Consider the following 23,343-nt stretch of genomic DNA (forward strand, 5'->3'; position numbering starts at 1 on the left):
TTCTTTTTGACCTGATAGTTCGAGAAATACTTACTTCAAGGAATCTATTTTCAACTATTATGCCTAACAGAGTTTGTATCCTTGATTACCTAAAAAACATGAGTGTTTTGTATACGATTACGTGAATGATTCCGTAGAGAGAATATCCTTAATCACCGAATGCACTCGCGACTTTACATTTCCATCAGCGTAGTTTCCGTAAAGTTGGTTCGAAATCGTTTTGATTTCAGAGAGGATTGTTCGTTCTTTTTTTAGTATTCTTTTAGAACGAGTCAAAAGCTCTTCATAATTTTTGCAAAGAATTTCACTACCATGATAACCGTAAGTATCTGCGATAATGGTTTTTGAATTATGTGTAAAATCGTAAAACAATACGGGTTTACCGAATGACAAAACTTCATCACCGAGCGACGTATGTTTTGCAATCACTAGATCAACGTTTTTTGCAAGTGAATAACTAAAAAACGGAATCGAATACTCCGAAGATATCTCAATATTCTTTATAGAATTAATCTTCGATACTACTTCGGAAAAAAAATGAAGTTTTAGCCAATCCAAGTTTTTATATCTTAAAATCAAAATAGAATCATTCAGTTCTTTACTTAACCGAAGGATGTCTTCAAGAAAAGCCAAATGAGCTTTCCAATTCAAAAGCGGATCAACCTGTTCATCTTCCCAAGAATCGTGTGTATGATATCCAAGAAAAAGAATACTAAACTTATAACCATTTTTCCTCATCCTCTCTTGAAGTTTTAGCTCATTTTTATAATTGGAATAGAGTGCATCTGTCCGGTATTGGCCGACAGGAATTATATGGTTAACTAGATAATTCTTTGACTTTTTTAAAAGATTTACAACTTCAGCTGACGCAACTAAATAATAATCCAGTATCACTGCGATTGATTTATAATTTGCATAAACAAATCTTTCCTGAACGGCTAAAGTTTTTACTCCCTTCGATTCAAATGCAAATAACAAGGCCTTCGGGCAGAGTATTTCATAATCAATTAAAGCAAGTTTCAGATTCGGAAACGACTTTAAGTCCAATAAATAAGCGTCAAATTTTAATTTTAAAATAACAATCAACAAAAAACAAACCAAACGGCTTGGGCTCAGCAATAACCGCCAATTACTAAGTGTTAATTGAATGAAAACAAGTAGAATCCGAGTTACTTTTAACGACTTAGCCGATCTAAATTGCCACCAAGGAATGTGTGGCCCAGGAGATGGAATTCCAGAATAATCATAATGAACAACATTCTCAATTTTAAAAATCGGATCTTTCTCACTGTGATACAATTTTTTTTCAAATAAACTGCCGTAAGATAATCCGGCATGGGTCACGTAACCCAACTTGAAACCAGCCCAATCGAATTTCGGTGATAAATCGGCTGTTACCCTGGGTAGACTTTCTAATTTTTTAGCCTTAAGAGAAAAAATTTGTTTAAAACGATTGATGACGTTAAACACTCCACGAACCAATACGCCAAAAAATGAAATAGGAAGAATGATTCGCACGCAGTTCTTTGGCACCAATGGAACCGCAATATCATCCATTCTAAAACTTAGATAAATGATTTTTTTATTATTATTGTTCTCTGACCAAAAAGTTAACTTACTCGCTATGAGTGATTGTTTCAGAGAAAAATTATCTAAAAGATACAAACGAATTTTTTGATTCAGATCACGAACATTTGGAAACAATGATCTCAAGGAATCGAAATTTACACCTTTTAGATGTTTATGGACCCACTGCCATGTATACTCTTTTGGGTCGCTATCAGCATCTGCGAAAGAAGATATAGAAGGTAAGTCTGCTATGGGAAGTGGTTTGATGTTTTTTCTTTGAAGAACCACCACCCTGTCGTTTGTTTTAGCACCGATTAATTTAAGATAATAGACTTCTCTGAAAATAAAACTTGTAAGTATAGCAAACTTGTCACTTATCTCTGATAATTCACCAAAAATAAGCACGACCGGAATTCGAAACATTCTATTTATAATATCCCTTACCTATTAGAATGTATTTTTGATCCTGATATTCGGGTCGTTTATTCTTTGTCAAAACAAACTCACACTTCGATTCGTGATTCTTTAACCTAACCTGATCAACACCTTCGTTGTCTTTATCGCTAAAAAAAACATTTTCTCGGGGTGCCCAATCCCAATTCTGGTTTCTATACCAAATTTTTTTGTTTCGATGTTGATCTAATATAAAATGGAATCCATTTTCTGTCATTCCGATCCAATCTAAAAAGAGTTTTAGATTTTTGGGTTTCTCTTCACTAAACTTTTTTACTAGTTCAATTCCTTCTTCCCGAGTCATCCTCTTTAAACGAATTTCCCGACAAACATGATCCGTGACCTTTCCGTATCCATGTTTTATAAATTTAATATAATCATGAACGTCTGAATAATTAAAACAATCAACATCGTTATAAGTATCGAATGTTCTAGTTTGAAGAGAGGTTTCATAATCGAAATCACGAATCATTGATTCATGTTGAGCTTTACTATCCCATCGAATATAGTTATTTAAATATATTCCTCTTACTCCTACTCGTTCCAATTCTTTATCATCTGGGTAACGATATTGCACAACGTCATCTTCGCTAATATCATCGAATTCATCGATTAAGTCTTCTGCTTCAATACCCATCAAATCATGTTCTTTTCTATATTTACGAGTCATCTCTACCTCGTTTAGATGAGAGAACATACCCACTTGATCAATTCCCTGGTGTGCACCCCAAATGATTAGAGGGATTTTGAATTTCACGGCAACTTGTACAGGATATACTGTTTGGCCAGCAAGACAATGCCAATAAAGGCTACCTAGTTTCCTTAATGTAGCCCGCGTAACTTTTTTTACCGTTTCAGGATTTACGGTCAAAGTCATGATATCGCAATTAAATCGAATCCGTAAATTTGCTAAATTTCTAATCCCGAGATCGGTATTGTATTGTTTATTATATGTAACCAGTAGAGGGTTCATACCTAAAACATTTTTTACAGTATGAACAATGTAATACGAGTCCCTTGCCCCACTGACTGGAATGATGCAGTCATAATTATTCCCTGAAGTATTTCTATAAGATTCCAATATCTTCTTTAGTTTATCTAATCGGAACTGCCAATCCAGAATGTCTTTTTCTTCATGAACTCGACAACCACTACAGACACCTTCCCCATCAAATGTGATGTTCAATGGATGTAGTTCCGAGTATAAACAGCGTTTACAATATTTCATATAACTTCTTTCTCTATTCTCAAATAGAGCATCTCTTCTAAGATTTTGTCTTCTTTCTTTAAAAGTCTTAGGTCCTGATCAAAATTCGACTCTTTGTAATCCGCATGTGTCTCAACACGGATATCAGTAACTTTAGAGACAATAGATTTAGTGATGTTTACGCTATGTTCGGTAAAATGGAAAAAATTGGCTGCGGCAGCCGCAGAGACCTTTGATTCCGAAAAGATTTGAACAAAGTCATTTGCATTTTTTGCTCCCCCACAACAAATTACAGGGATAGCAACATTTTCACAAATTGATTGAATCAATTTTGTATCAAATCCTGAATACTTTCCATCTCGATCGACAGAATTGATAAAAATTTCACCTGCTCCCTCTTCGCTGAGAGTTTTAGCAAACTCACTTGGTAAAAGTTTAGTAGTTTTTCTTTCAACGTAATCGTAAACCCGGTAACCATCATCCGTAAGAATTGCATCAACCGAAACAACAACAGATTGGTTTCCAAATATATGCGCCGTTTTCGAAATTAACGTTAGATCTTTTAGGCAGGCTTGGTTCAACGAAACCTTATCTGCTCCAACATGCATTAACTGAGTCACTTCATCAATATTTGTAATACCACCGCCAACAGTTAACGGCACATAACATTTTTTAGATGCTTTCCGAATCATCTCATAATTTGGTGGGAGTTGATTCTTGGTTGCTGAAATATCCAAAATTATGATTTCGTCAATACCCCAGGAAGTTAAATACTCCAAAGCAATCTCCGGCTTACCGATCGGTAGGTATTTTTCGAAACCTATACTTTGGACGACTAGTCCGTCTTTTAAAATGACTACGGCTACGATTCTTTTCTTTAACATAGTTTATATTGAACTAAAAAAACTTCTAAACAGTTTTAATCCGCTAATATGGCTTTTTTCGGGATGGAACTGAACACCAAAAATATTTTCCTTTTGCACCGATGCTGTGACTCTAATTCCGTAATCACACCAGGAAGATATAAACTTTGATTCACATTCAAAATGATAACTATGATCAAAATAAAAATTTACATGGTTCGAATTTCTTTTAAAAATGGGTTCCGAATGATCGACTGTAACATCATTCCAGCCAACATGAGGAACTGGTAAATGATTTTGTGTTACTATTTTTTTAACAGTTCCAGGTATCCAATTCAAACCTTCATGATTGCCATTTTCTTCAGAAACCGAAGCCAATAGTTGCATCCCTAAACAAATCCCAAGTATCGGTTTCTTTTTCACCAATACTTCTTCGCCAAGAATACGATCTAAATTTCTATCTCGTAAATTTTTAGCAGCGTTATCAAAAGCTCCTACACCTGGAAGGATATATGCTTGTGAGGATTTAATTTCAGACTCAGAAGAAGATATCTTAACTTTTGAATATCCTAAATAAGATAACGCATTCATTATAGAATGTGTGTTACCCACTCCATAGTCCACAATGCATATATTTAGTTTATTACTCAAAGTCCTATACCCACTTCAAATTTAGGGATATACTCCCCTAATTTTTTCTTTTCAAACAGTTCCGTATTTACCGATTGATCAACTTGCAACCAAAACTCTTCGACTGTAATACCGATGTAATTGGAAAATTTTTCAATATATTTAGGAGAACATGTTCCGTCGAATTTTTTTACGAGATCTATACCTTCCTCTCTCGTGATCAAACCATTACGTAAATCTTCATTTACATAATCAGTAATTCTGCCGAACCCGTATTTCAAGTATTTGATCATTTGATTGAAAGTGACGAAATCCTCATCAAGAGAAGTAATCCCAAGTGGATCTCCGATCTCCCATGGTTTTTCATTGCGAATCTCAAGCCCACGTAAGATCGAAAATACTCCATTGTTGACAAGAGACCAATCTTTCCAAAAATAACCAAGGAATGTAATTCGTAAATTTGCCTGATCCATTTCTTCAGGGGATGGATAACAGTATTGTAATACTTGATTTTTTTTAACTTCGTCGCTAAGTAACCAAGTAATATCACCACCGTTCAATGTGTTCATTTTACGAAGATTATTTCCATCACTACCAGTTTTCCCCATTACACTTGACTCACCTACTTGTAATGCAGAATTTTCCCCCCACCATATCAGTGGGATCTGGTAAGCAATCGCTAGTTTGGGAACACTACTAAACAATGCAAGTTCAGTGGACCGGAAACTATTTGTGTATTGTAAAAAACCTTTTTTTTTCAATGATTTCCAAATGGCCGGTGCTGGATTCACTGTAATACAATCAAAACCTTGATTGATCATATTAGAAAGATTGTCTACTCCACGTTCTGTTACTTGTTCTGGTGGATAACTCAAACAAACCAAAAGTGGTTTCATCTTAAGTCTTTCTTTCACAAAAAGAGCCTGTCTTAAACTATCTTTCCCACCACTTACACCAATAATACAATCATATCCAGAACGATTGTTAGCTTTGCCAAATTCGACAATTGCCGTTAGCTCTTTTTGCCTTTCTTCCCAATCCACATATTTCAGCGATTCATGGTATTTACATGCCGGACAGATTCCATCAGAATGAAATACCGTATTGGGTCTTGTATCAGGTTGAAGGCAAGATTTACAAAATTTCATATAGAGTGATATTTTTCTTTCATTAAAACTTCAGCAACTTTGAAATCGATTACTGAATTGATATCGTGACCAGAGATAGAATCTGTAACATAAGCATATGAATCGTCAGTAAATATGGATCCATTTTTCACAAAACAGTCCCACTCAATCACCGAAGTTGATCCGCTTGGTTGGAAATAAGTAGGTAATTCTTGTCGGTTTTTTAACTTCACATCCTCGGAAAGAAAATTTGCTAAAGAATTATCCGCTGGAATCATATTACAATGGAGAGGACTTGTTTTTGCTTCAATCATTGTTACATATGCTTTAGCATTAGGATTAGCCGCTAAACTCTCTATAACTAGGTCTAGTTCGATTTCATCACGTAATGGGTGGGTAGGAGTGAGGATAACAATATAGTCATATTTAATACCTTCTTGTTTTTCCAAATATTCCATTGTATGAAAAATTGCATCTTCCTGTTTGGCTTTATCTCCTGAAATACTATCAGGCCGTTTAAATGGTGCATCAGCTCCAAACTCTTTCGAAACTTTTATAATTTCTTCGGAATCCGTAGTTACAATCACTCGATCAATGTACTTCGATCTTTTAGCAGCTTCCACTGTCCAAGCAATCAAAGGTTTTCCTTGTATTAATTTTATATTTTTACCAGGAACTTCCTTCGAACCACCTCTGGCTGTGATGATACAAACAATTGATTTATTATTTATCATACTTCAATCTAAACTTTTTCTTATTTTTCTCATCAATCGTATAATAAACAAGATTTTCCAGATAACTTGAAACCTTTTCATTATATTTACTTAATCTCGGACATACTTCTTCAAGAACTACGTCTATATGATACTGGTCAAGATCCAGAAAAACCCAACTCAAAGTGTTGTCTAATTTATCTAGCGCCTTAAATAACAACAGGTCTGGCGAATAAAACTCAATTTGATCATAAAATTCTTTTCGATAAACTTTGTCTTTTTCTCGTTTTCTATCAATGGAAATTGTTTGAATTTTTTTTAAATTCTCAGAACTAATTTCTAAACCATCTTGAATTTGTAATTCAATTACATTGTGGCTTAACCCAAACAAAACTTCTTCAATCGTTGGTTTTGATAACAATGCAACATAGGACATTGTTACACGAAGTGGGTGATTCATATAATTCTGATAAGGTTCATTAGTTAATTTTGCATCTATGGAACCAATCAACTCATCTAATAAATCAAGTTTTGTTAACCCAAACTTCAGTAATTCAGCCTTTAGTGACCCATAATATTCATGTGTATCAAAACTTGCTGAATGAAATTTATATTCAATTTCTTCATCAAAAGGACGGAATTGGAAAAAACTATTTCTATGATCTACCATAGATATCAGTGACTTCTTAAAAGTCCCCCATCAATGGGAAGGCTCAATCCATTCAGGAAACCAGAGTTGGCTGAAGTTAAAAAAGCAATGATTTGGCCAAACTCATCCGGTTTAGGAAAATAACCGGTTGGGAAAAGTTGATTTGAATGATTAATAATTTCTTCAACTGCTACGTTTTTCTCGAGGGCTTCCTTCTTAGATAGTTCAAAAGTACGATCAGTTAAAACTCCACCAGTAAGTATGGAATTACTAGTGATTCCATACTTTCCGTATTCTCTAGATACCGTCTTACTATAAGCACCGACAGCAGCTCTAGTTAAATTTGAAAGGATCATACCCTCTTCCGGTTCTTTTGCTGTTGTAGAAGTTAAGTGTATCAACCTACCCCACTTTTTTTTAACCATAAATGGCAAAGCTAGTTGTGACGTTAAAATCTGAGCTTTTAAATTCACATCCAACGAACCCTGAAGGTTTGCCTCAGAAAGTTGATCGCAATGAATCGGAGCTGGACCTGGTGAATTGGTAACCAAAATATCCACTCCATCTAAGGAATTGAATAAATCAGAAACTTTCTTTAAATATTCATCTAATTTTTTAGCATCAGCTTCTAACAAAGTTGGTTTTACTTTTGTTTTAGAAAAAATCTCATCGGAAGCAATTTGTAAATTTCCTAGATTCGAAGATGAGATGATTACATTAGCGCCTTCCGCGGCCAAAGCTGTTGCAATCCCTTTACCGATTCCTTTGCTTGAGGACATAACAAAACACTTTTTATTCTTTAAACCAAGATCCATTAACAAAACATCCTTTTAAATTCAATTAGATTAGAAAATTTCTTATTTAAGTCATACATGTATCTTCGATCATTCTTTAGAAAATAATATTCTGTTATTAAAATTAAATCGAAATAGATCCTTGCGATACCATAACTATTAAAATCCGGCAAAACCTTTCGAGAGAATTCATGTTGTTCCAAAATTGGTTGAATCTTACTCACAAATTGTTGTTTGAATTCCCTTAAGTTCATTTGTTTTGTAAAAATACTGTGCCGGCAAATTTTAAAGATACAATGAGATATGGAAATGCCCAGGTTCGAAAAACAAAGATCTTCAAGATCTAGAAATTTAACGTAATCTCCGTCAATTACCAAGTTAGAATGGTTTAAATCTGCATGAACCAAAGCATCAGAAGAAAACATATTCCTATTTTCAATTATACTTTCCAACTCTTGAATGATTTCATTATAGTATGTTTTTATATAAGTGAATATCGGAGTTGATACTTCGCCAGAAATTTTATCTATAAAAAAACTTTTGTCTTTCCAAAGAGTAAGAACGTCTTTATTCCAAGTCGAATAATCGATTCTATTTAAATCGGTATCTAAGTTTTGTTGGCCCAATAACTCCAATAGATTCATTGCAGAACTAATAATTGTAGTTATTTTTTCGGGATTCCCATCAAATGGTTGTCCGTCCAAGTATGGGTACGTGATAAAACTAAGATCAGAAGCATTATAAACATAATTACTTTGGCCTAAGAGTAACTTTGGCCGGATCATAACTTCCTCAGGCAAGAGATTTAACAGCCGGGACCTGTTCTCGACAGTTTTTGAATCAGCCGATGAAAAAGCGCGAAGAACATACTTTTGTTTTTTTTGTTCTAGAATGTAGATGGCACTTTCTTGATTCTTTTTAGAAACCTTCTTAACAGAAAAAACATCTTCCGGTAAATATTTTTTTACAACATTGGTAAACTGCGATTCGTTCTCTACACTAGTCTCCGCAAAACTCAAATTGGTTTCTTCGGAAAAAACGACACCGTCAAATAACTCCAAACCGATCCGTTTCCTCAAAAGGCCAAAAATATCATTCTCGAAAATTAGCCTGATAAAACAGTTTCGCAACAATTCTGCATCATACAAAGCATTATGTTTTTTACCCACTTTATCCAACATTGCATATTTCTCTTTATCAAAAGAGGAAATGGGAATCCCTGTAGCCACTAACAGAGTACAAAAATCAATATGTTCAGCGTGATTTAAATAAAAAGGAAGATCATAAAGAAAATGAAATTGAGAAGGATCCTCTTTGAAATTTTTCCAGAGATCATACAATAAAATAATATCATTTGCCTTCCCAAAAGAAACAAGGGAAATCTTTTCATCACCAGCTTGGCCGTCTAACCAGTCCCGAACATTTTCTGCGACTATTTTACTAGATAAACTTTTCGAACTATCGATCATCGATAGGACATTTTCTTTTAGCCAATCGGTAACTTGAGACTCATCAAAATCATTTAGAGTATAATATACACTTTCACCTGAAAGCGCCACCAATCCGATAGACACTAAAGTCGTATCGGATCTTTCTCCTGTAAATTCTGTATCGAGAAAAATCAACTTCACAAAAACTTATTTCAGATACTTTAGGGATTCTTTTTGCAACTCATCGAAGCCATCAAACTTCATTTCACCAATATTAACAATGGGGCAAGATTCCTTTAAAATGGAATTGCCAGGTGTAAACATTATATCCATAGACATTCTGTAATTCTCTTCAGTGGCATACATTCTATGTAGCCCACTTCCACCATCAAAAACATAAACAGTACCTTTCGGACCGACACAATGTGTTAGCTCATAATTTGTTTCAACGTATTCTTCACTGGCAATTCGGTAGTGTAATCCAAAATGTTTTTGTTTAGACTTTCTGGCATACAACATATGCGGGTCATCCATACCTACATCTTTCAACAAGATATGATACTGTCTCAGGTTTGGGGTATCTAAATGATAAAAGTTTGCAAACCCACCATCTCGATACTTGGTTTCACCAATATTTTTAGAAGTAATGTCTGCAAATCCCGGATAGGTAATATTTAATCCTGGTGATGCACGAAGATATTGCTGAGACTCACTATATTCACATAACAATTGCAAGAGATTAGAATCAAGCACTCTTCTAAACAAATCTTCCTTAATAGAAAGGGAAAAAATTCTTTTATAGTCTTTATCATCTTTCTTAATATCTTTAAAAAAATAATCATATTCTTTCAAAAGTTCATCGGCCTCTTGAGCAAAATAAGAATCGATAACGATGATCCCATTGGCCTTAAATTCAGCTAAATATTTATTATATTGTTCACTAGTCAGTTTTGCATTTAATGGAACTTTCCTAAAAGCCTTTCTTTGGGAATACCTTAGGTGGATTTTATAGAATTCCTTTTTTAACAAATCCAAAAGAAAAATTTCGAATCTATTTCCTGCACCGGCCAAAAAGTCCCCGTAAAAAAGTTTAGTATCCTTTTTTCGGAAATAGTTGTTTATAAAATCGACAATCTTTCTCTTCATATTACCCCAAACTCGCATCCAATATATTCTTCATTAACCTATCATATCCCAATGCAAACCAGTTCCGCGTGATATATCCTGGTTCACTCTTTTGCCTAAAACCTTATCATAAAATTTAGGTGGCATACCCAATCCAGGCCTTATACTTTTTATATTTTTATCAGTAATCACGTCCCCGGCTTTCATATCCGCAACCACATACAGTGATCTTCTAAACACTAGAGAAGCTTTTTCTTTTTCTGTTGGGCCGTAAGAGATTTTACCTAACGCCTGCCATGCTCTCTCCGTTTCAATTACGAGTGCTTTCAACTCTGCAGGCTCCATCGAAAAACTGGAATCCACCCCACCATCTTCACGATTTAAAGTGAAATGTTTTTCGATAACGGTTGCACCAAGGACTATACTTGCTACTGAGACACCAATTCCCATTGTATGATCCGATAACCCTACTTCACATCCAAAGGTTTGTCCCAAATGAGGAATGGTAAGGATATTTGTATTTTCTGGGGACGCAGGGTATGTACTCGTACATTTCAACAAAATCACTTGTTCATTTCCTGTAGAACGAATTGTTTCTACTGCTTCCGAGATCTCTTGGATGTTTGCCATACCCGTGGATACGATTACGGGTTTTCCTGTTAACGCAACTTTTCTAATGAGTGGTAAATCTATATTTTCGAACGAAGCAATCTTATAAGCAGGAACATTTAATTCTTCTAAAAAATCTACTGCAGTAAAATCAAAAGGACTACTAAAACAAATTATCCCTTTTTCTTTACACCTGTCCATAATCGGTTTATGCCATTCCCAGGGAGTATATGCTTGTTTGTATAAGTTATAAAGTGTTTCACCCTTCCAAAGGCTCTTTGCATCCGATATAAAAAACTCACCATCAGATTTGTCGATGGTGATGGTATCAGCCGTGTAAGTTTGTAACTTAAGGGCATGTGCACCAGCTTCCGCAGCTGCATCAACAATTTCCAAAGCCCTCTCCAAGGAATGATTATGATTCCCTGACATTTCTGCGATGATAAATGGTTTATGATTTTTGGATATGACAGCATTAGCAATTTTAATCATTATTTATAACCTTTCTAAAAACATAAGACTCTAAATCGTGCTCATCCTGACTAAACCCATTGCTAGCAAAACACTTGATAGAGGCTAGATTATTTTTTTTTACAAATCCCAGGATGGTTGTTTCCCTTTCTAGTTCTAAAGAAATATGATTCAAAGCTAGAGAAATGATTTCTTTCCCTAGTCCTTTTCCTCTCCACCTTTCATCAATACTATAATTTACTTTTAACTGATCCTGGTTTTTATCAAAACGAATGATGCCGACAGGTATCTCATTAATTTCAGCAATAAACCAATCGATTTTTTCTTCTATTTTCTGATGAAACCAACTTCTATGTTGTTCATAAGGAATCAGATTCGATGAATAGGATTGGTTTCTTGTATCTGGATCATTTGCCCATTGGAATACTAAATCAATATCCTGAGGAATCACATTCCGAAGTTTCATATAATACGAAGAATACCTTTCGAAAATTCGAATTTTGCGTAGAATTTCCTGATTTCATGTCTTTTCTTTATATCTTTATATTCTTCAATGAATTTCGGTAGATCGAAAATTTGTTTAGCCGTATTCATCACACGACAACCTTCTTTCCAGAACCTTACATTTTCGTTTTGATTATCAGCAGTTTGTATGACAATCATAGGTACACCGCATTTAGCAAGTTCGTATGTAGTCTGTCCCCCTGCGGTAATTGCCAAATCTACATTTAACATCAAGTCTTTCATTGAAGTGGCATCTAGGTTCTTATGTAAGTTGCTGTTTTGATCTACTTTGGTTTTAATTTCTTCAAAATTTTGAAATGCAGGACCAACAACCACTTCTTTGGTTGCGTTTGGGAAAACATCGGAAAGGATTCCGATAATTGAGGGAGTTAAATTTAACAAATCCGCTCCACCCATAGAAATAAAGATGGACTTTATTTCAGATTCTAAGTCTGAAATTTTTAAATCGCCACGAAAAGGTTTCCTAAGCAGAACGAATTCGGACCCAGTGAAAACAGGATTTCTCGTTTGATCATAATCTAAAAAAATGCCACCCAAACCAGGATTCAAGATACTTGCTCCCTGCGGGTAATTCATTCTTTTGTTATCATCAATACAAATGAGCTGATTAGCAGAATTATTTAGAATTTCATAAATGGATGAATCTGCTAAATAAGAATCTACGATCGTTACATCCGGTTTTCGCAAGTCCAGATAAGTAACTAATTTGGATTCTTCTTTCCAATTTAAGGCAATGACTGGCAATTCCGTTTGAATTAATGGAATTGAGCCATCTTCATCCAGGACTAAAGTAACCGCATGTTTCTCTGACAAAATCTCGGCTAAAGCTATACACCGGCCAAGGTGCCCCAGTCCCGTGGAACTTAAAACTTCAGTGAAAATAGTAACATTCAATATAATCTAATGTCCGTTACAAAAAATTTGTTTATACACAATTCAGATAATTTAAGTCGTAGATGATTTTGACTGATTCAGTAGTTTGTATAAGACCTCAGCCCTATCCCAATCTTCCAAGGTATCGATATCTTGAACTCTCCAACGAGGAAGATCTACAATTGTCGAACCGATATCAAATATTTTCTTTCCACTAAGCCAAGCATCAGGTTTCCCAAAGTAAAACTGGCCTGCATCATGATAAGCTTCCGGCAGATCTTGTGAGCGAGTATTAAAATGTTCAGGATAAAACATTTCGATACTTCCATCCGTGTTTTTCTTAATGGATCTAAAAATTGGGAATCCAAAGGTAGTTGCAGAAAACACATATTCCCAATTCCCTGAATGAAAAATTTTCTCCGCCTGAACGAGATCACTAACCTGAATGAAGGGTGCCGTTGCGTAAATACAACAGACTGCTTTAATATCTAAATCGGTATTTCTTAACCAGTTAATGGAATGAGAGATTACGTCGGTTGTATTTGTATAATCGTCAGATAACTCCGCCGGACGTATAAAAGGAACTTCTGCTCCAAACTCTTTAGCAACAGAGGTAATTTCTGGATCATCTGTCGAAACAATCACACGATCAAATATACCTGAACCAATGGCACTGAGAATAGAATGACCAATCATAGGTCTCCCTGCAAAAATTTTTATATTTTTCCTGGGGATCCGTTTACTTCCCCCTCTCGCAGGAATAATACAAACATTTTTCAAAATAAAACCTGGTGACCAATCGGTTTTGACATAGCATCTTTCACTCGATCCTGATCTTCCTGATTCAGTTCTGGATAAATGGGAATACTGATCGTATTGGAATAGTATTTCTCTGCTTCAGGGAAATCAGAGTATTTGAATCCATATTTTTTTTGATAATACGGCTGGCGATAAATTGGAATATAATGAACGTTAACTAAAATACCTGAGACTCGAAGTCTTTCAAATATTTCTTTTCTATCGGCATTCATTTCTTTTTCTATTACCTGAATTACATATAAATGTAGGGATGATTTTGCATAATCCATTTGTTCCGGTAATACAACGCCTACATCTTTCAAAATTTTATCATAATACTCTCTAACTTTGTGCCTTTTTTCAACAATTGTATCAAGGCGTTTGAGTTGCGAAACCCCAAGTGCGGCCTGAATATCATTCATCCGATAGTTAAAACCCAAATCAATTTGTTGATAATACCACGGTCCATCCGGTTGTTCTGTCATTTCCTTTGGATTTCTTGTGATCCCATGACTACGGAGCCTATAAATTAAATTTGCAATTTCTGAATCATTTGTAGTACACATACCACCTTCGCCGGTAGTAATTATTTTTACTGGATGAAAACTAAAAATAGTTACATCGCTATATTTACAATTACCTACTTTTTCATTCAAATAGGATCCACCAATTGCATGAGAGGCATCTTCAATGACTCGGAAATTGTATTCCTTTGCAAGTGCAGCGATTTTTTCCATATCGCAACTTTGACCAGAAAAATGAACAGGAATGACAACCTTAGGAAGTTTGTTTTCAGCTTTTGCTTTTTCTAACTTTTCCCTCAATCTATCTACGGACATATTATAGGATTTGGAATCGATATCGACGAAATCAACATCCGCACCACAATACAAAGCACAATTTGAACTAGCCACAAATGAAATTGGACTGGTCCAAACATAATCACCTTTGCCTACTCCGAGAGCAATACATGCCAAATGTAAAGCAGAGGTTGCGCTATTGACTGCAATTGCATGTTTAGCAGATACATATTCGCAAACTGCTTTTTCAAATGCAGGAACTTGAGGACCTTGGGTTAAGAAGTCAGAATTTAAAACTTCCAAAACACTATCGATGTCTGTTTGGTCGATGAAATGTCTACCATAAGGAATCTGTTTCATTATTTTTTTATCCTTATACTACCGTTATTTAGTTCTAGAATTTGGTCGCACATTTCAACAGTGGAAAGTCTGTGTGCAACGATAAAGAGAGTGATTGATTTGTCTAAAGATTCAATTGACTGGATGATTTCTCTTTCTGTTTCGTTATCTAACGCACTTGTTGCTTCATCAAGAAATATCACCGATGAATTTCGATATAGTGCTCGAGCAATGCCTATTCGTTGTCTCTGCCCTCCAGACAACTTCACTCCACGTTCGCCAACAAACGTGTCATATTTTTCATCTAACGATTCTATATGCTCAGCAATTTTTGCTTTTTCAGCTGCCTGTTTCACCCGTTCTATATCAATCTTTGATTTATCAATACCAAAAGCAATGTTCTCGATTATTGATGAGTCAGAGAGATAGATATTTTGTGGGACATGGGCAATCATATTCTGCCACCGAGGGACATTTAGTTCATCGATAATTTGTCCATCAACAGACAACGTACCACTAGTAGGCGAAAAAAGACCCATAAGGAGATCCATAAATGTACTTTTTCCGTTCCCCGTCTTACCAATGATACCAACCCTAGAACCCTTTGAAATCCGAAGGTTTATATCCGATAAAATGAATGGGCCATCTGGATTGTATCTGAAATTGACAGATTTTAGATCGATATGATGTTCGAAGGAAATCGGATCTGTGATGGCACTCCCTGAGTTGATATCTATAGGCTGGTTTAACAAATCCAAAACGAGAAGTAAGTTCTCTTGGCCAGCTTTGATATTAGTCCATCCGGTATAACCTTGTTGTAAGATTGGCAAAACTCTCTGTGCAGCAATGGCAAGTGAACCTAATACTGGGACCGCAGAAACGATAGATTCATTGGACCTTCCAATATAAAATGCAAACAGCCCCAATGCAACCATTCCTAAAGATTCCATGATATAACGAGGACTAGCTCCTATATAATAATTCTCTGCGGCTGATTTCCGATAGGCAGAATCTGAATCTCTATATATAGCTAAAAAATAATTCTGTAGATTATTCAAAAGAATATCACGAACGCCACCAAGACCTTCTTGTAAGGTTTTCTGTACAATCGTGAGGTTTTTCGTTAAAATTTTCCCATTTCTAAAAAGTTTTCCTTTATAATAGGAAGCGACAATTATATATAACGACAAAAACAACAAGAAGGATGTGAGAGTAACAGTAACATCAACTAACAGCAAACTAACCAAAATTAATAATAGTATAATTAAAGAAGACGTAATGGTAAGAATGGGAGTCAGGATTTGTGTCACAACACTACTGGCGTGAGAGGTAATCCCACTTATCACCTCAGCACTGTTTCTATTTATATGAACCGAATATGGCTGAAACAAAGTTCTTCGATAAATTTCAAAACTAATATCTGCTCCTGCAGCAAAAGCAAGCCTTGTCATTGCGTAAATCAAAAGTAAACGCATTGCTCCGGATACTAGTGAAGCAACAACAAAACAAATGGTAACAAAAGGAAGAATTTCTGAAGATGAATGAATCGAAAGTATATTCCAAAGAAAAACGAGTTCCGGAATTTGATACACTTTATCGGGATTTGTCAAAACAGCAAGGAAAGGAAAAATCGCACCAATACTAAAGATCTCAGCAAGGGAAGCACCCAATGTCAAAAGTATTAAAAGAAAAAATTGATTTTTCCTTCTTCGTGAAATGGAATTCCATAATCTCTTATAAGGTAAGGGGATTTGTTTATAAAAAAACTTAATCAATGACTACTCCATCATTCCAACAACTTCTTCAGCGATCGCTGGGGCCGAAGTTAGTCCAGGGCTTTCAATTCCCAATAAATGGATCCAATTTGATTGTTTAAGGATTGTAAAATCCTTAATAGCAGCACCTTTATAAAACAATCTAGGCCGAAGTCCTACATAACCTTCGCTCAGATCCTCTTCTTTATAAAAATTTAGAATTTTTCTCAACGATTCAAAATATTCAGAACGTGGTGTTTGCATCTTATAATCTTCTTTGGATTCAGCCCAATTAGAGTTTGGACCTGCATAAGCATCTCCAGCAAGATGAAAGGTATAGTGAACACCAAGTGCGGTAGATGTTTTCATAGGGAGAGGATAAATTAATGTTTCATACGGAAGTGTTTTCTTTAGTCGAAAGTATTCTCCTTTGTTAGGACGAATTTCATAGTCCTCACTTCCGGCCTGCTTTATCAATTCATCCGAATACAATCCGCCTGCATTGATAAAGTGGTCTGCTTCAATCTCTTCTCTCACTTGAGTGGTCTCATCAATAGAAAATACAGATCCTTGGTCGATGACAATTTTCTTATTTTTTAAGAATTGAACTCCCTCTTCTTCACATGCTCTCCAAAGCATTTTGAGGTAAGTAGGTACATCCACAACACCTGTTTTCGGAACCCATAACGCTGAGTTTCCTTCCACATGTTTCCAGTGGTTGCCCGGATTTTGTTTGATTTCTAAATCGGGGATTCCTATATTTTTTCCATTCTCTAATAACTTTTCAATTTCAATTTGTTTCTCAGTTTCTTCTTCTTTAGAATTAGATAAACCTGAAGTAATCACTTTTCCACAAAGTAAAAAAGGAACCTGATGTTTCTGAAAAAAGGAAATCGCAAGTTCATAACCTCGAAGACAAAGTTTAGATTTTAGTGAGTTTGGATCGTAATAGATACCAGAATGTAATACACCAGAATTTCTGCCACTGATGCCATCACCCGCATTTTCTGATTTTTCAATTACATACACTTCTTCGCCAGCTTTCGCAAGCTGATATGCAATCCATGATCCAATAATTCCTGAACCTACTACAACTTTCATAAAAAATATCTAAAAGAAACGATGACCCGAATCTTCAGTAAAACTGAATAAAATTAGTTAAAAACAGCAAATGGAATATGCCGAGAAAAACCCTCACACAACTCTCTCGATTTTTTCCTCTTTCCAAAAACCAACAACATTTTCCGCCGCTTCTCTTTCCATGTCTTCTCTACAATCATTGGAACAAGACCCCATATGTTGTGTTAATATCACATTTTGTAATTCACACAATGGTCCGTGATACGGTTCTTCTTCAAATACGTCCATTGCCGCACACCCCAGTGGTGCGCTTTTCAAATATTCAAATAAATCTTTTTCATTAACGATTTCACCTCTGGCTGTGTTCACAAGAACTGCCTTAGGTTTCATTAAGGAAAACTTTGAATGGTCTAATAAATTTCTCGTTTGGGTTGTAAGGGGAACGTGCAGGGTAATCGCATCAGAGTTTTTGAGAAGTGTTTCGAAACTCACTTGTTTAATGGATGTGGAACTCCAATTTTTTCCCAATGTATCATTTACATTTTTAATGGAATGAGCAAGACCTGAAAGGGAGGCAATGGCTTCCGTTTGATCCATTAAATCGCAAACTAAAATTTCTTTCGGTAGATAACCCAATAAGTGGGATGCGACTCTTTTCCCAATACGTCCAAAACCGACAATACCAATCGTAGCACCACCAATACGTTCTCCGTATGGCCTTGTCCACTCACCCTTTCGAATTTCAAGGTCCGCATAACTCACTTTCCGCATCCCATCAACGATAAGACAAACGGCAAGTTCAGAAACCGCAGGAGAAACCGCATCGGGAGTGTAAGCCACTGCGATTCCTTTTTCTTTACAAAGGTCCAGTGGAACACTGTCAAGCCCCACTCCCACTCGAGAGATTATTTTTAAATGATTGGTTTTGGTTACTAGTTCTGTTAAATCTTCTGTTCCAGCAATGAGCGCATCAAAATCTTTTGCATGACTGGCAACTTCCTCAGGTTTCATCTTTCGACCAAGAGGATTTACTGTCACCTTATGCCCGTTAGATTCAAGTAAATCCAATGCAACTTTGCTAGTTCGACAAAAAGGGAATGTGGATACAAAAACATTTGCCATAATCGTTTTTTTAATGACTCGCACGGTTGAGATCGACAAAATCTCGGTAGGCCGCTTCAACTCCAACCTTCAATTCCACTTCATGTTTCCAGCCCATTTTATGAAGTTTAGAAACATCCAAAAGTTTTCTAGGAGTCCCATCTGGTTTTGTTAGGTCAAAAATAAGATTACCTTTAAACCCAACTACTTCCTTTACCGTCTCCGCAAGTTCTTTGATACTGACTTCAATTCCGGACCCAACGTTGACATGATCCCCACCTCTTGGGTCACCAGTGACATCATAATTCTGCATTAAAAAAACGCAGGCCCTTGCCATATCTTCTGAGTATAAAAATTCCCTTAGCGGTTTTCCGGTTCCCCAAATGACAACTTCAGCTTGGTTTGTCAGTTTTGCTTCATGAAAACGACGAATGAGTGCAGGTAAAACATGAGAGTTTTCTGGATGATAATTATCACCAGGTCCATATAAATTAGTAGGCATAACAGAAATAAAATTCGTACCGTATTGGCGATTGTATGACTGACACATAACAATGCCGGCAATTTTAGCAACCGCATACGGTTCGTTTGTTGGCTCCAACTTCCCATCCAACAGTTGTCCTTCGTCCATAGGTTGTTTAGCAAATTTTGGATAGATACAAGAAGATCCTAAAAAACAAAGTTTTTTAACCCCATAACGGTAGGATGCATCAATGATATTATTTTGAATTTGTAAGTTAGAAAATATAAATTCAGCAGGGTAACTATTGTTTGCATGAATCCCGCCAACCTTAGCCGCAGCTAGGAAAACATATTCCGGTTTTTCTTTTGAGAAAAAATCCAAAACCATTGTTTGGTTTGCTAGATCCATCTCAGCATGTGATTTTCCGATTATATTTTGGAACCCAGCTTGGTTTAGAGTTTTTACCAAAGCTGAACCAACTAGTCCCTTGTGACCCGCGACATAAATTTTAGATTGTTTATCCATTATATGTATTTCCGAAAATTTATTTCAAAATTTCTTTAGGAGAGATTTTAATATAGACTAAGTAAACTCTTCCGCTATATCACCTAACTTCTCAACTTCGGTTCGTAAAGCTTCGTATTCTCTTTTTTTGATTTCAAAAAAATGGAGAGTCATTCTTGCTTTTTCTTCAATGCCCTGAGGTGTGAGTAAGTAAGTATAAGAAAGTTTATTTTTATTATTACGAAAGTTATTCATTTTGATCAGGCCTTTGTCGAGGAAGGCTTTCAAAATATAGTTCACCTTACCAAGACTCAAACCCAGAACATCCGATGCATCCCTTTGGGACAAATGTGGGTTCTCTTCTAAGAGTTGCAGAAGTTTGAGATGGTGGTCGTTGTATTGGAAGTTTTCTTTCATGACAAAAGGTCCCGAAGGGGAGCGCGTAGATAGGTCAGGCATAGCTTCGCCCCCTGAGTCCCATACTTTTTACAAAATGTGTTCAGTCTTTGAACGAAGTAAAGAAATTTTTGTTCAAAATTTGAACAAAAAAACGCAGTAACCCAAATCACTTAAATCGGAGCAAATACCCTACTCCTTGACCTAACAACGAAACTGACTAAACGAAAGCCCAAACCACAGGAAATACATAAAGTAACAAATACAGCAACTCCAATTGGGTTTCGATACAATCGGTTTCCGATTCATATATAAGTACAAATCGTACGGTTTTAACAAAGGAACCAGATATTTTCCGACAAACCATTCAATTCATTTTTTATGATTATCCTCTGTCGGTTCAAAAACAGCAAATTTAGGTGTGATATGACTGGTTTGCCACTGCTGATATCGATACAGATTAGAATCTAAAGCGAAAAGATAAATTTCTGAATTCGGATCTTCTTCTTTTTTCAAAGGAAGGAATACATAGGAAGAGGTGTGGCAATTGTCCCGTCTCTTATCGTCTTTTTATTTTCTAGAATCATAACAATATCTTTCTTAAAAAAAGAAAACGGAAAAGGTTGTAAGAATGAAAATGGTCCATTTTGATTGGAATCCTTTCAAAAGATAAGATAAATAAATCACCAATCCTTGATAGAACCAAGTGACTCCAAGAGCCAGAGGAAATTTGAAGTTCTTCCAAAGCCAAATGGAAAGAGAGATCCATGCTCCCAGTAAAATACAATCCCAATAACCTGAAAGAAAAAGAACTTGTTCAAGTCATGAACAAAGCTACAAGCCCGTTCAGAAGGAAAGGAATACCAAAAGATTTCAAATCAGTTTCCAATTGACTTAGAAGTCACCTAGAGAGATACCATTCGCAATGAAACCAAAAAAGCGTACGGTTCTCTATGACTTCCTTATCAAATTAGTGAGCCTGACCAAGGGAATGGTTTTCCATTCTATCGAAGAGAATTTTTCCGATACAAACGAACATTTAGAAACACCCTACCCTTCTGCCATACTTTGTAATCATGTCTCTGAAGCAGATATCGTTTCTCTTTCTCTTGTATATCCAAGACTAAAACCGAAAATAAAAATGATCATCCCTGCCAGAGAGGACATTTTAAAACCCGCATTTTTACAAAAAGAATTCCGAGCCAAAGGAATCATCAAATGGATTTTTCAATTCATTGATGCAACAAAAATCATCCCATTTTTATTACGTTATATCGGAGCCGTTCCCATCAAACGACCGTTTCGTGACAATGCGAGAGAGTTAATTAAAAAAGGAGAACTACGCGAAAAAGTAGATAGCGAATGGACAGAACTTGTTGCTAACATCAAAAGAGGAAGAAACTTATTTATGTTTCCTGAAGGGACTTACAACCATGACGGTTTTCTAAATCAAATCAAACGAGGTGCCTTCTATATCAAATCAAAGATAAACAGCCTTCATTTTAATAGTTTCACTTTAACCTACGACCACCTTTCCTATCAAAAAACAAAGTTATACATCAAATATGGGAAACCATTTCAATTTGATTCAGATCTTACTGCCGATCAGGTAGTACGTCTTGTCGGTGAAAAATTAGGTAAGAACTATACAGTCACCCTCGGGAATTTAACATCCTTTCTGTTATTAAAATTTGGTAAAGAAACCAAAATAAAAAAACACCAATTAGTGGAACTGGTTCTCAAATTCAAAAAACAAATAGAACTAACATTCCCAGATATTACAATTGCATCTGAACTGAGAAAAGAAAACTTCCATCCCCAATTAGAATCGATCTTTCTAAAACTAAAACAATTCAAACTTATCGATTGGGAAGACCAAACCATTCACACCAAAGAGTTACTGTATCACATACCAAAGTCCTTACACAATTTAAAAAAATCAAATATTGTCCTATATCATAGAAATCAACTCACAGCCCACTTAAACCATTTAGAAGATATCTGGAATAGTCAGTTTTCAAACCCAGGAGTCACCAATGAAACAACTTAAACCGATTCGTATTGTTTTATTTTTTAGCTTATTTTTGGTAGGTTGCGGAACCATTTCCCGGGGTTGTGCCAAATACTTTGGATATGACGAGGTTTGTGTGGACGGAGTGAAATACATCCAATTTACATCGGGGGCCAGCGTAAAATACAATCCGGATGGAACGATTGCTACTTGTCGTTAAATCAAAGTTTAACGAGAATTGTCATCTAATTTCTTTGCGACTTCCCAAAGTAAAATAGAACCGGCACAAGAAACGTTTAAAGAATTCACTACTCCAAACATAGGGATATTGACAATCGAGTCACAAAGGGACTGTAAATGAACACTCATTCCTTTAGCTTCGTTTCCCAAGATAACAAGAATGGGAACATTTAAAGTTTGACCTCTTAAGGAATGGGGTCCATTGGAGTCAGTTCCCACAACCTTTAACCCACACCTTTTTTTTTCTTTATTTAGAAAAGCTTCTAAATGAGAAAGTGATTCCAGAAAAATCAATTTTGTATGAAATACACTCCCAAGACTTGCTCGGATCACCTTAGGGTCATAAACATCAATGGAATGTCCTAAAATAAAAACTGCATCCACACGGAAGGCATCAGCGGAACGTAAAATAGATCCAAAATTTCCTAAATCACTCGGACGATCAAAAAGTAGATAAAATGGATTTGGTGGACTTATAAGATCATTAAAACTTCGCGAGATTGTTTTTGCCGTTACAATTAATTCAGAAGGGTTTTCTTTTTCCGAAAGTTCTGCATACAAATCGGGAGAGACTTCGATTTGTTTAGCTTTGGTAAATTTTTTAAGAACTGACTCTCCCCATTGGGATAACGAACCTCCATCGCGATAAAGGATACGAGTGATTTCCCAGCCGGCCTCTATCAGTTGTTTGATTCCTTCCGTTCCTTCCACAAACACTTCCTTTTCTTGACTGCGTTTGGAACGGTTGGTTCGTAAAGCTAACAGAATTTGAAATTCTGCATTCTTAACACTGATTTTTAGAGGCCTTTTTGATCCCAT

Annotated in this window: 23 protein-coding genes; 2 read left to right on the top strand and 21 right to left on the bottom strand. The window is 35.8% G+C overall.

Annotated elements, in window-relative coordinates; genetic code table 11:
- Nucleotides 1-117 precede the first annotated feature (117 nt).
- The 20 genes from EHQ49_RS00155 to EHQ49_RS00250 form a co-directional block, all read right to left on the bottom strand.
- Nucleotides 118-1,992, bottom strand: coding sequence for a hypothetical protein (locus EHQ49_RS00155; protein ID WP_135575138.1), 1,875 nt, complete (start codon nt 1,990-1,992; stop codon nt 118-120).
- A 1-nt stretch (nt 1,993) separates the two neighbouring features.
- Nucleotides 1,994-3,250 carry an N-acetyl sugar amidotransferase gene (locus tag EHQ49_RS00160; RefSeq protein ID WP_135575140.1) on the bottom strand — a complete coding sequence of 419 codons (1,257 nt, stop codon included), beginning with the start codon at nt 3,248-3,250 and terminating at the stop codon, nt 1,994-1,996.
- The gene (gene hisF, locus EHQ49_RS00165; RefSeq protein ID WP_135575142.1) at nt 3,247-4,113 is read right to left on the bottom strand and encodes an imidazole glycerol phosphate synthase subunit HisF; all 867 of its coding nucleotides are present in this window, start codon (nt 4,111-4,113) and stop codon (nt 3,247-3,249) included. Before hisF ends, EHQ49_RS00160 begins: the two co-directional genes overlap by 4 nt.
- A 3-nt stretch (nt 4,114-4,116) precedes the next feature.
- Nucleotides 4,117-4,743 (bottom strand): imidazole glycerol phosphate synthase subunit HisH, encoded by a 627-nt coding sequence (gene hisH / locus EHQ49_RS00170; RefSeq protein ID WP_135575145.1) that lies wholly within the window; start codon nt 4,741-4,743, stop codon nt 4,117-4,119.
- The gene (locus tag EHQ49_RS00175) at nt 4,740-5,870 is read right to left on the bottom strand and encodes an N-acetyl sugar amidotransferase (RefSeq protein WP_135575147.1); all 1,131 of its coding nucleotides are present in this window, start codon (nt 5,868-5,870) and stop codon (nt 4,740-4,742) included. Before EHQ49_RS00175 ends, hisH begins: the two co-directional genes overlap by 4 nt.
- Nucleotides 5,867-6,583 carry an acylneuraminate cytidylyltransferase family protein gene (locus tag EHQ49_RS00180; RefSeq protein ID WP_135575149.1) on the bottom strand — a complete coding sequence of 239 codons (717 nt, stop codon included), beginning with the start codon at nt 6,581-6,583 and terminating at the stop codon, nt 5,867-5,869. Before EHQ49_RS00180 ends, EHQ49_RS00175 begins: the two co-directional genes overlap by 4 nt.
- A complete protein-coding gene (locus tag EHQ49_RS00185; protein ID WP_135575151.1) occupies nt 6,573-7,232 on the bottom strand; it encodes a hypothetical protein in 660 nt (219 codons plus the stop codon). The genes EHQ49_RS00180 and EHQ49_RS00185 overlap by 11 nt, the downstream gene beginning before the upstream one ends.
- A 5-nt stretch (nt 7,233-7,237) precedes the next feature.
- The gene (locus EHQ49_RS00190; RefSeq protein WP_167482970.1) at nt 7,238-7,990 is read right to left on the bottom strand and encodes an SDR family oxidoreductase; all 753 of its coding nucleotides are present in this window, start codon (nt 7,988-7,990) and stop codon (nt 7,238-7,240) included.
- A 35-nt stretch (nt 7,991-8,025) separates the two neighbouring features.
- The gene (locus EHQ49_RS00195; protein ID WP_135575155.1) at nt 8,026-9,636 is read right to left on the bottom strand and encodes a 3'-5' exoribonuclease domain-containing protein; all 1,611 of its coding nucleotides are present in this window, start codon (nt 9,634-9,636) and stop codon (nt 8,026-8,028) included.
- A gap of 6 nt (nt 9,637-9,642) precedes the next feature.
- On the bottom strand, nt 9,643-10,464 hold the full coding sequence (locus EHQ49_RS00200) for a hypothetical protein (RefSeq protein ID WP_167482971.1): 822 nt from the start codon (nt 10,462-10,464) through the stop codon (nt 9,643-9,645).
- Between the two features lie 150 nt (nt 10,465-10,614).
- A complete protein-coding gene (gene pseI / locus EHQ49_RS00205; protein WP_135575159.1) occupies nt 10,615-11,661 on the bottom strand; it encodes a pseudaminic acid synthase in 1,047 nt (348 codons plus the stop codon).
- A complete protein-coding gene (locus EHQ49_RS00210; protein WP_135575161.1) occupies nt 11,654-12,106 on the bottom strand; it encodes a GNAT family N-acetyltransferase in 453 nt (150 codons plus the stop codon). Before EHQ49_RS00210 ends, pseI begins: the two co-directional genes overlap by 8 nt.
- Nucleotides 12,103-12,978: a glycosyltransferase gene (locus tag EHQ49_RS00215; RefSeq protein ID WP_135575163.1), complete on the bottom strand. Its 876-nt coding sequence runs from the start codon at nt 12,976-12,978 to the stop codon at nt 12,103-12,105. The genes EHQ49_RS00210 and EHQ49_RS00215 overlap by 4 nt, the downstream gene beginning before the upstream one ends.
- Nucleotides 12,979-13,110: 132 nt before the next feature.
- Complete coding sequence (pseF, locus tag EHQ49_RS00220; protein WP_208732132.1) at nt 13,111-13,818, bottom strand: pseudaminic acid cytidylyltransferase; 708 nt, start codon at nt 13,816-13,818, stop codon at nt 13,111-13,113.
- Nucleotides 13,815-14,996 (bottom strand): UDP-4-amino-4,6-dideoxy-N-acetyl-beta-L-altrosamine transaminase, encoded by a 1,182-nt coding sequence (pseC, locus tag EHQ49_RS00225; protein WP_135575167.1) that lies wholly within the window; start codon nt 14,994-14,996, stop codon nt 13,815-13,817. The genes pseF and pseC overlap by 4 nt, the downstream gene beginning before the upstream one ends.
- Nucleotides 14,996-16,750, bottom strand: coding sequence for an ABC transporter ATP-binding protein (locus tag EHQ49_RS00230; RefSeq protein ID WP_244241281.1), 1,755 nt, complete (start codon nt 16,748-16,750; stop codon nt 14,996-14,998). The genes pseC and EHQ49_RS00230 overlap by 1 nt, the downstream gene beginning before the upstream one ends.
- Nucleotides 16,751-16,753: 3 nt before the next feature.
- Nucleotides 16,754-17,830, bottom strand: a complete 1,077-nt coding sequence (locus tag EHQ49_RS00235; protein WP_135575169.1) for an NAD(P)/FAD-dependent oxidoreductase — start codon at nt 17,828-17,830, stop codon at nt 16,754-16,756.
- A gap of 93 nt (nt 17,831-17,923) precedes the next feature.
- Nucleotides 17,924-18,931: a phosphoglycerate dehydrogenase gene (locus tag EHQ49_RS00240; protein WP_135575171.1), complete on the bottom strand. Its 1,008-nt coding sequence runs from the start codon at nt 18,929-18,931 to the stop codon at nt 17,924-17,926.
- Between the two features lie 10 nt (nt 18,932-18,941).
- Nucleotides 18,942-19,898 carry a GDP-L-fucose synthase family protein gene (locus tag EHQ49_RS00245; RefSeq protein ID WP_135575173.1) on the bottom strand — a complete coding sequence of 319 codons (957 nt, stop codon included), beginning with the start codon at nt 19,896-19,898 and terminating at the stop codon, nt 18,942-18,944.
- A 57-nt stretch (nt 19,899-19,955) separates the two neighbouring features.
- On the bottom strand, nt 19,956-20,336 hold the full coding sequence (locus EHQ49_RS00250) for a MarR family EPS-associated transcriptional regulator (protein ID WP_425269820.1): 381 nt from the start codon (nt 20,334-20,336) through the stop codon (nt 19,956-19,958).
- Nucleotides 20,337-21,198: 862 nt separating this feature from the next.
- Between EHQ49_RS00250 and EHQ49_RS00255 the strand changes: the two genes are divergently transcribed.
- Together EHQ49_RS00255 and EHQ49_RS00260 are read left to right on the top strand one after the other, a co-directional pair.
- Nucleotides 21,199-22,323, top strand: coding sequence for a lysophospholipid acyltransferase family protein (locus EHQ49_RS00255; RefSeq protein ID WP_135575175.1), 1,125 nt, complete (start codon nt 21,199-21,201; stop codon nt 22,321-22,323).
- On the top strand, nt 22,310-22,504 hold the full coding sequence (locus EHQ49_RS00260; protein ID WP_135575177.1) for a hypothetical protein: 195 nt from the start codon (nt 22,310-22,312) through the stop codon (nt 22,502-22,504). Before EHQ49_RS00255 ends, EHQ49_RS00260 begins: the two co-directional genes overlap by 14 nt.
- 8 nt (nt 22,505-22,512) lie before the next feature.
- Here EHQ49_RS00260 and EHQ49_RS00265 read toward each other — a convergent pair whose 3' ends face one another.
- Nucleotides 22,513-23,343: a TrmH family RNA methyltransferase gene (locus EHQ49_RS00265; RefSeq protein WP_135575179.1), complete on the bottom strand. Its 831-nt coding sequence runs from the start codon at nt 23,341-23,343 to the stop codon at nt 22,513-22,515.

The sequence above is a fragment of the Leptospira perdikensis genome (genome assembly GCF_004769575.1).
Classification (GTDB): domain Bacteria; phylum Spirochaetota; class Leptospiria; order Leptospirales; family Leptospiraceae; genus Leptospira_A; species Leptospira_A perdikensis.

Excerpts from the sequence above, each read along its gene's own strand:
- EHQ49_RS00155 (WP_135575138.1), bottom strand. The coding sequence starts at position 1,992 with ATGTTTCGAATTCCGGTCGTGCTTATTTTTGGTGAATTATCAGAGATA.
- EHQ49_RS00160 (WP_135575140.1), bottom strand. The coding sequence starts at position 3,250 with ATGAAATATTGTAAACGCTGTTTATACTCGGAACTACATCCATTGAAC.
- hisF (WP_135575142.1), bottom strand. The coding sequence starts at position 4,113 with ATGTTAAAGAAAAGAATCGTAGCCGTAGTCATTTTAAAAGACGGACTA.
- EHQ49_RS00175 (WP_135575147.1), bottom strand. The coding sequence starts at position 5,870 with ATGAAATTTTGTAAATCTTGCCTTCAACCTGATACAAGACCCAATACG.
- EHQ49_RS00180 (WP_135575149.1), bottom strand. The coding sequence starts at position 6,583 with ATGATAAATAATAAATCAATTGTTTGTATCATCACAGCCAGAGGTGGT.
- EHQ49_RS00185 (WP_135575151.1), bottom strand. The coding sequence starts at position 7,232 with ATGGTAGATCATAGAAATAGTTTTTTCCAATTCCGTCCTTTTGATGAA.
- EHQ49_RS00190 (WP_167482970.1), bottom strand. The coding sequence starts at position 7,990 with ATGTCCTCAAGCAAAGGAATCGGTAAAGGGATTGCAACAGCTTTGGCC.
- pseI (WP_135575159.1), bottom strand. The coding sequence starts at position 11,661 with ATGATTAAAATTGCTAATGCTGTCATATCCAAAAATCATAAACCATTT.
- EHQ49_RS00210 (WP_135575161.1), bottom strand. The coding sequence starts at position 12,106 with ATGAAACTTCGGAATGTGATTCCTCAGGATATTGATTTAGTATTCCAA.
- pseC (WP_135575167.1), bottom strand. The coding sequence starts at position 14,996 with ATGAAACAGATTCCTTATGGTAGACATTTCATCGACCAAACAGACATC.
- EHQ49_RS00235 (WP_135575169.1), bottom strand. The coding sequence starts at position 17,830 with ATGAAAGTTGTAGTAGGTTCAGGAATTATTGGATCATGGATTGCATAT.
- EHQ49_RS00240 (WP_135575171.1), bottom strand. The coding sequence starts at position 18,931 with ATGGCAAATGTTTTTGTATCCACATTCCCTTTTTGTCGAACTAGCAAA.
- EHQ49_RS00245 (WP_135575173.1), bottom strand. The coding sequence starts at position 19,898 with ATGGATAAACAATCTAAAATTTATGTCGCGGGTCACAAGGGACTAGTT.
- EHQ49_RS00250 (WP_425269820.1), bottom strand. The coding sequence starts at position 20,336 with ATGCCTGACCTATCTACGCGCTCCCCTTCGGGACCTTTTGTCATGAAA.
- EHQ49_RS00255 (WP_135575175.1), top strand. The coding sequence starts at position 21,199 with ATGAAACCAAAAAAGCGTACGGTTCTCTATGACTTCCTTATCAAATTA.
- EHQ49_RS00260 (WP_135575177.1), top strand. The coding sequence starts at position 22,310 with ATGAAACAACTTAAACCGATTCGTATTGTTTTATTTTTTAGCTTATTT.
- EHQ49_RS00265 (WP_135575179.1), bottom strand. The coding sequence starts at position 23,343 with ATGGGATCAAAAAGGCCTCTAAAAATCAGTGTTAAGAATGCAGAATTT.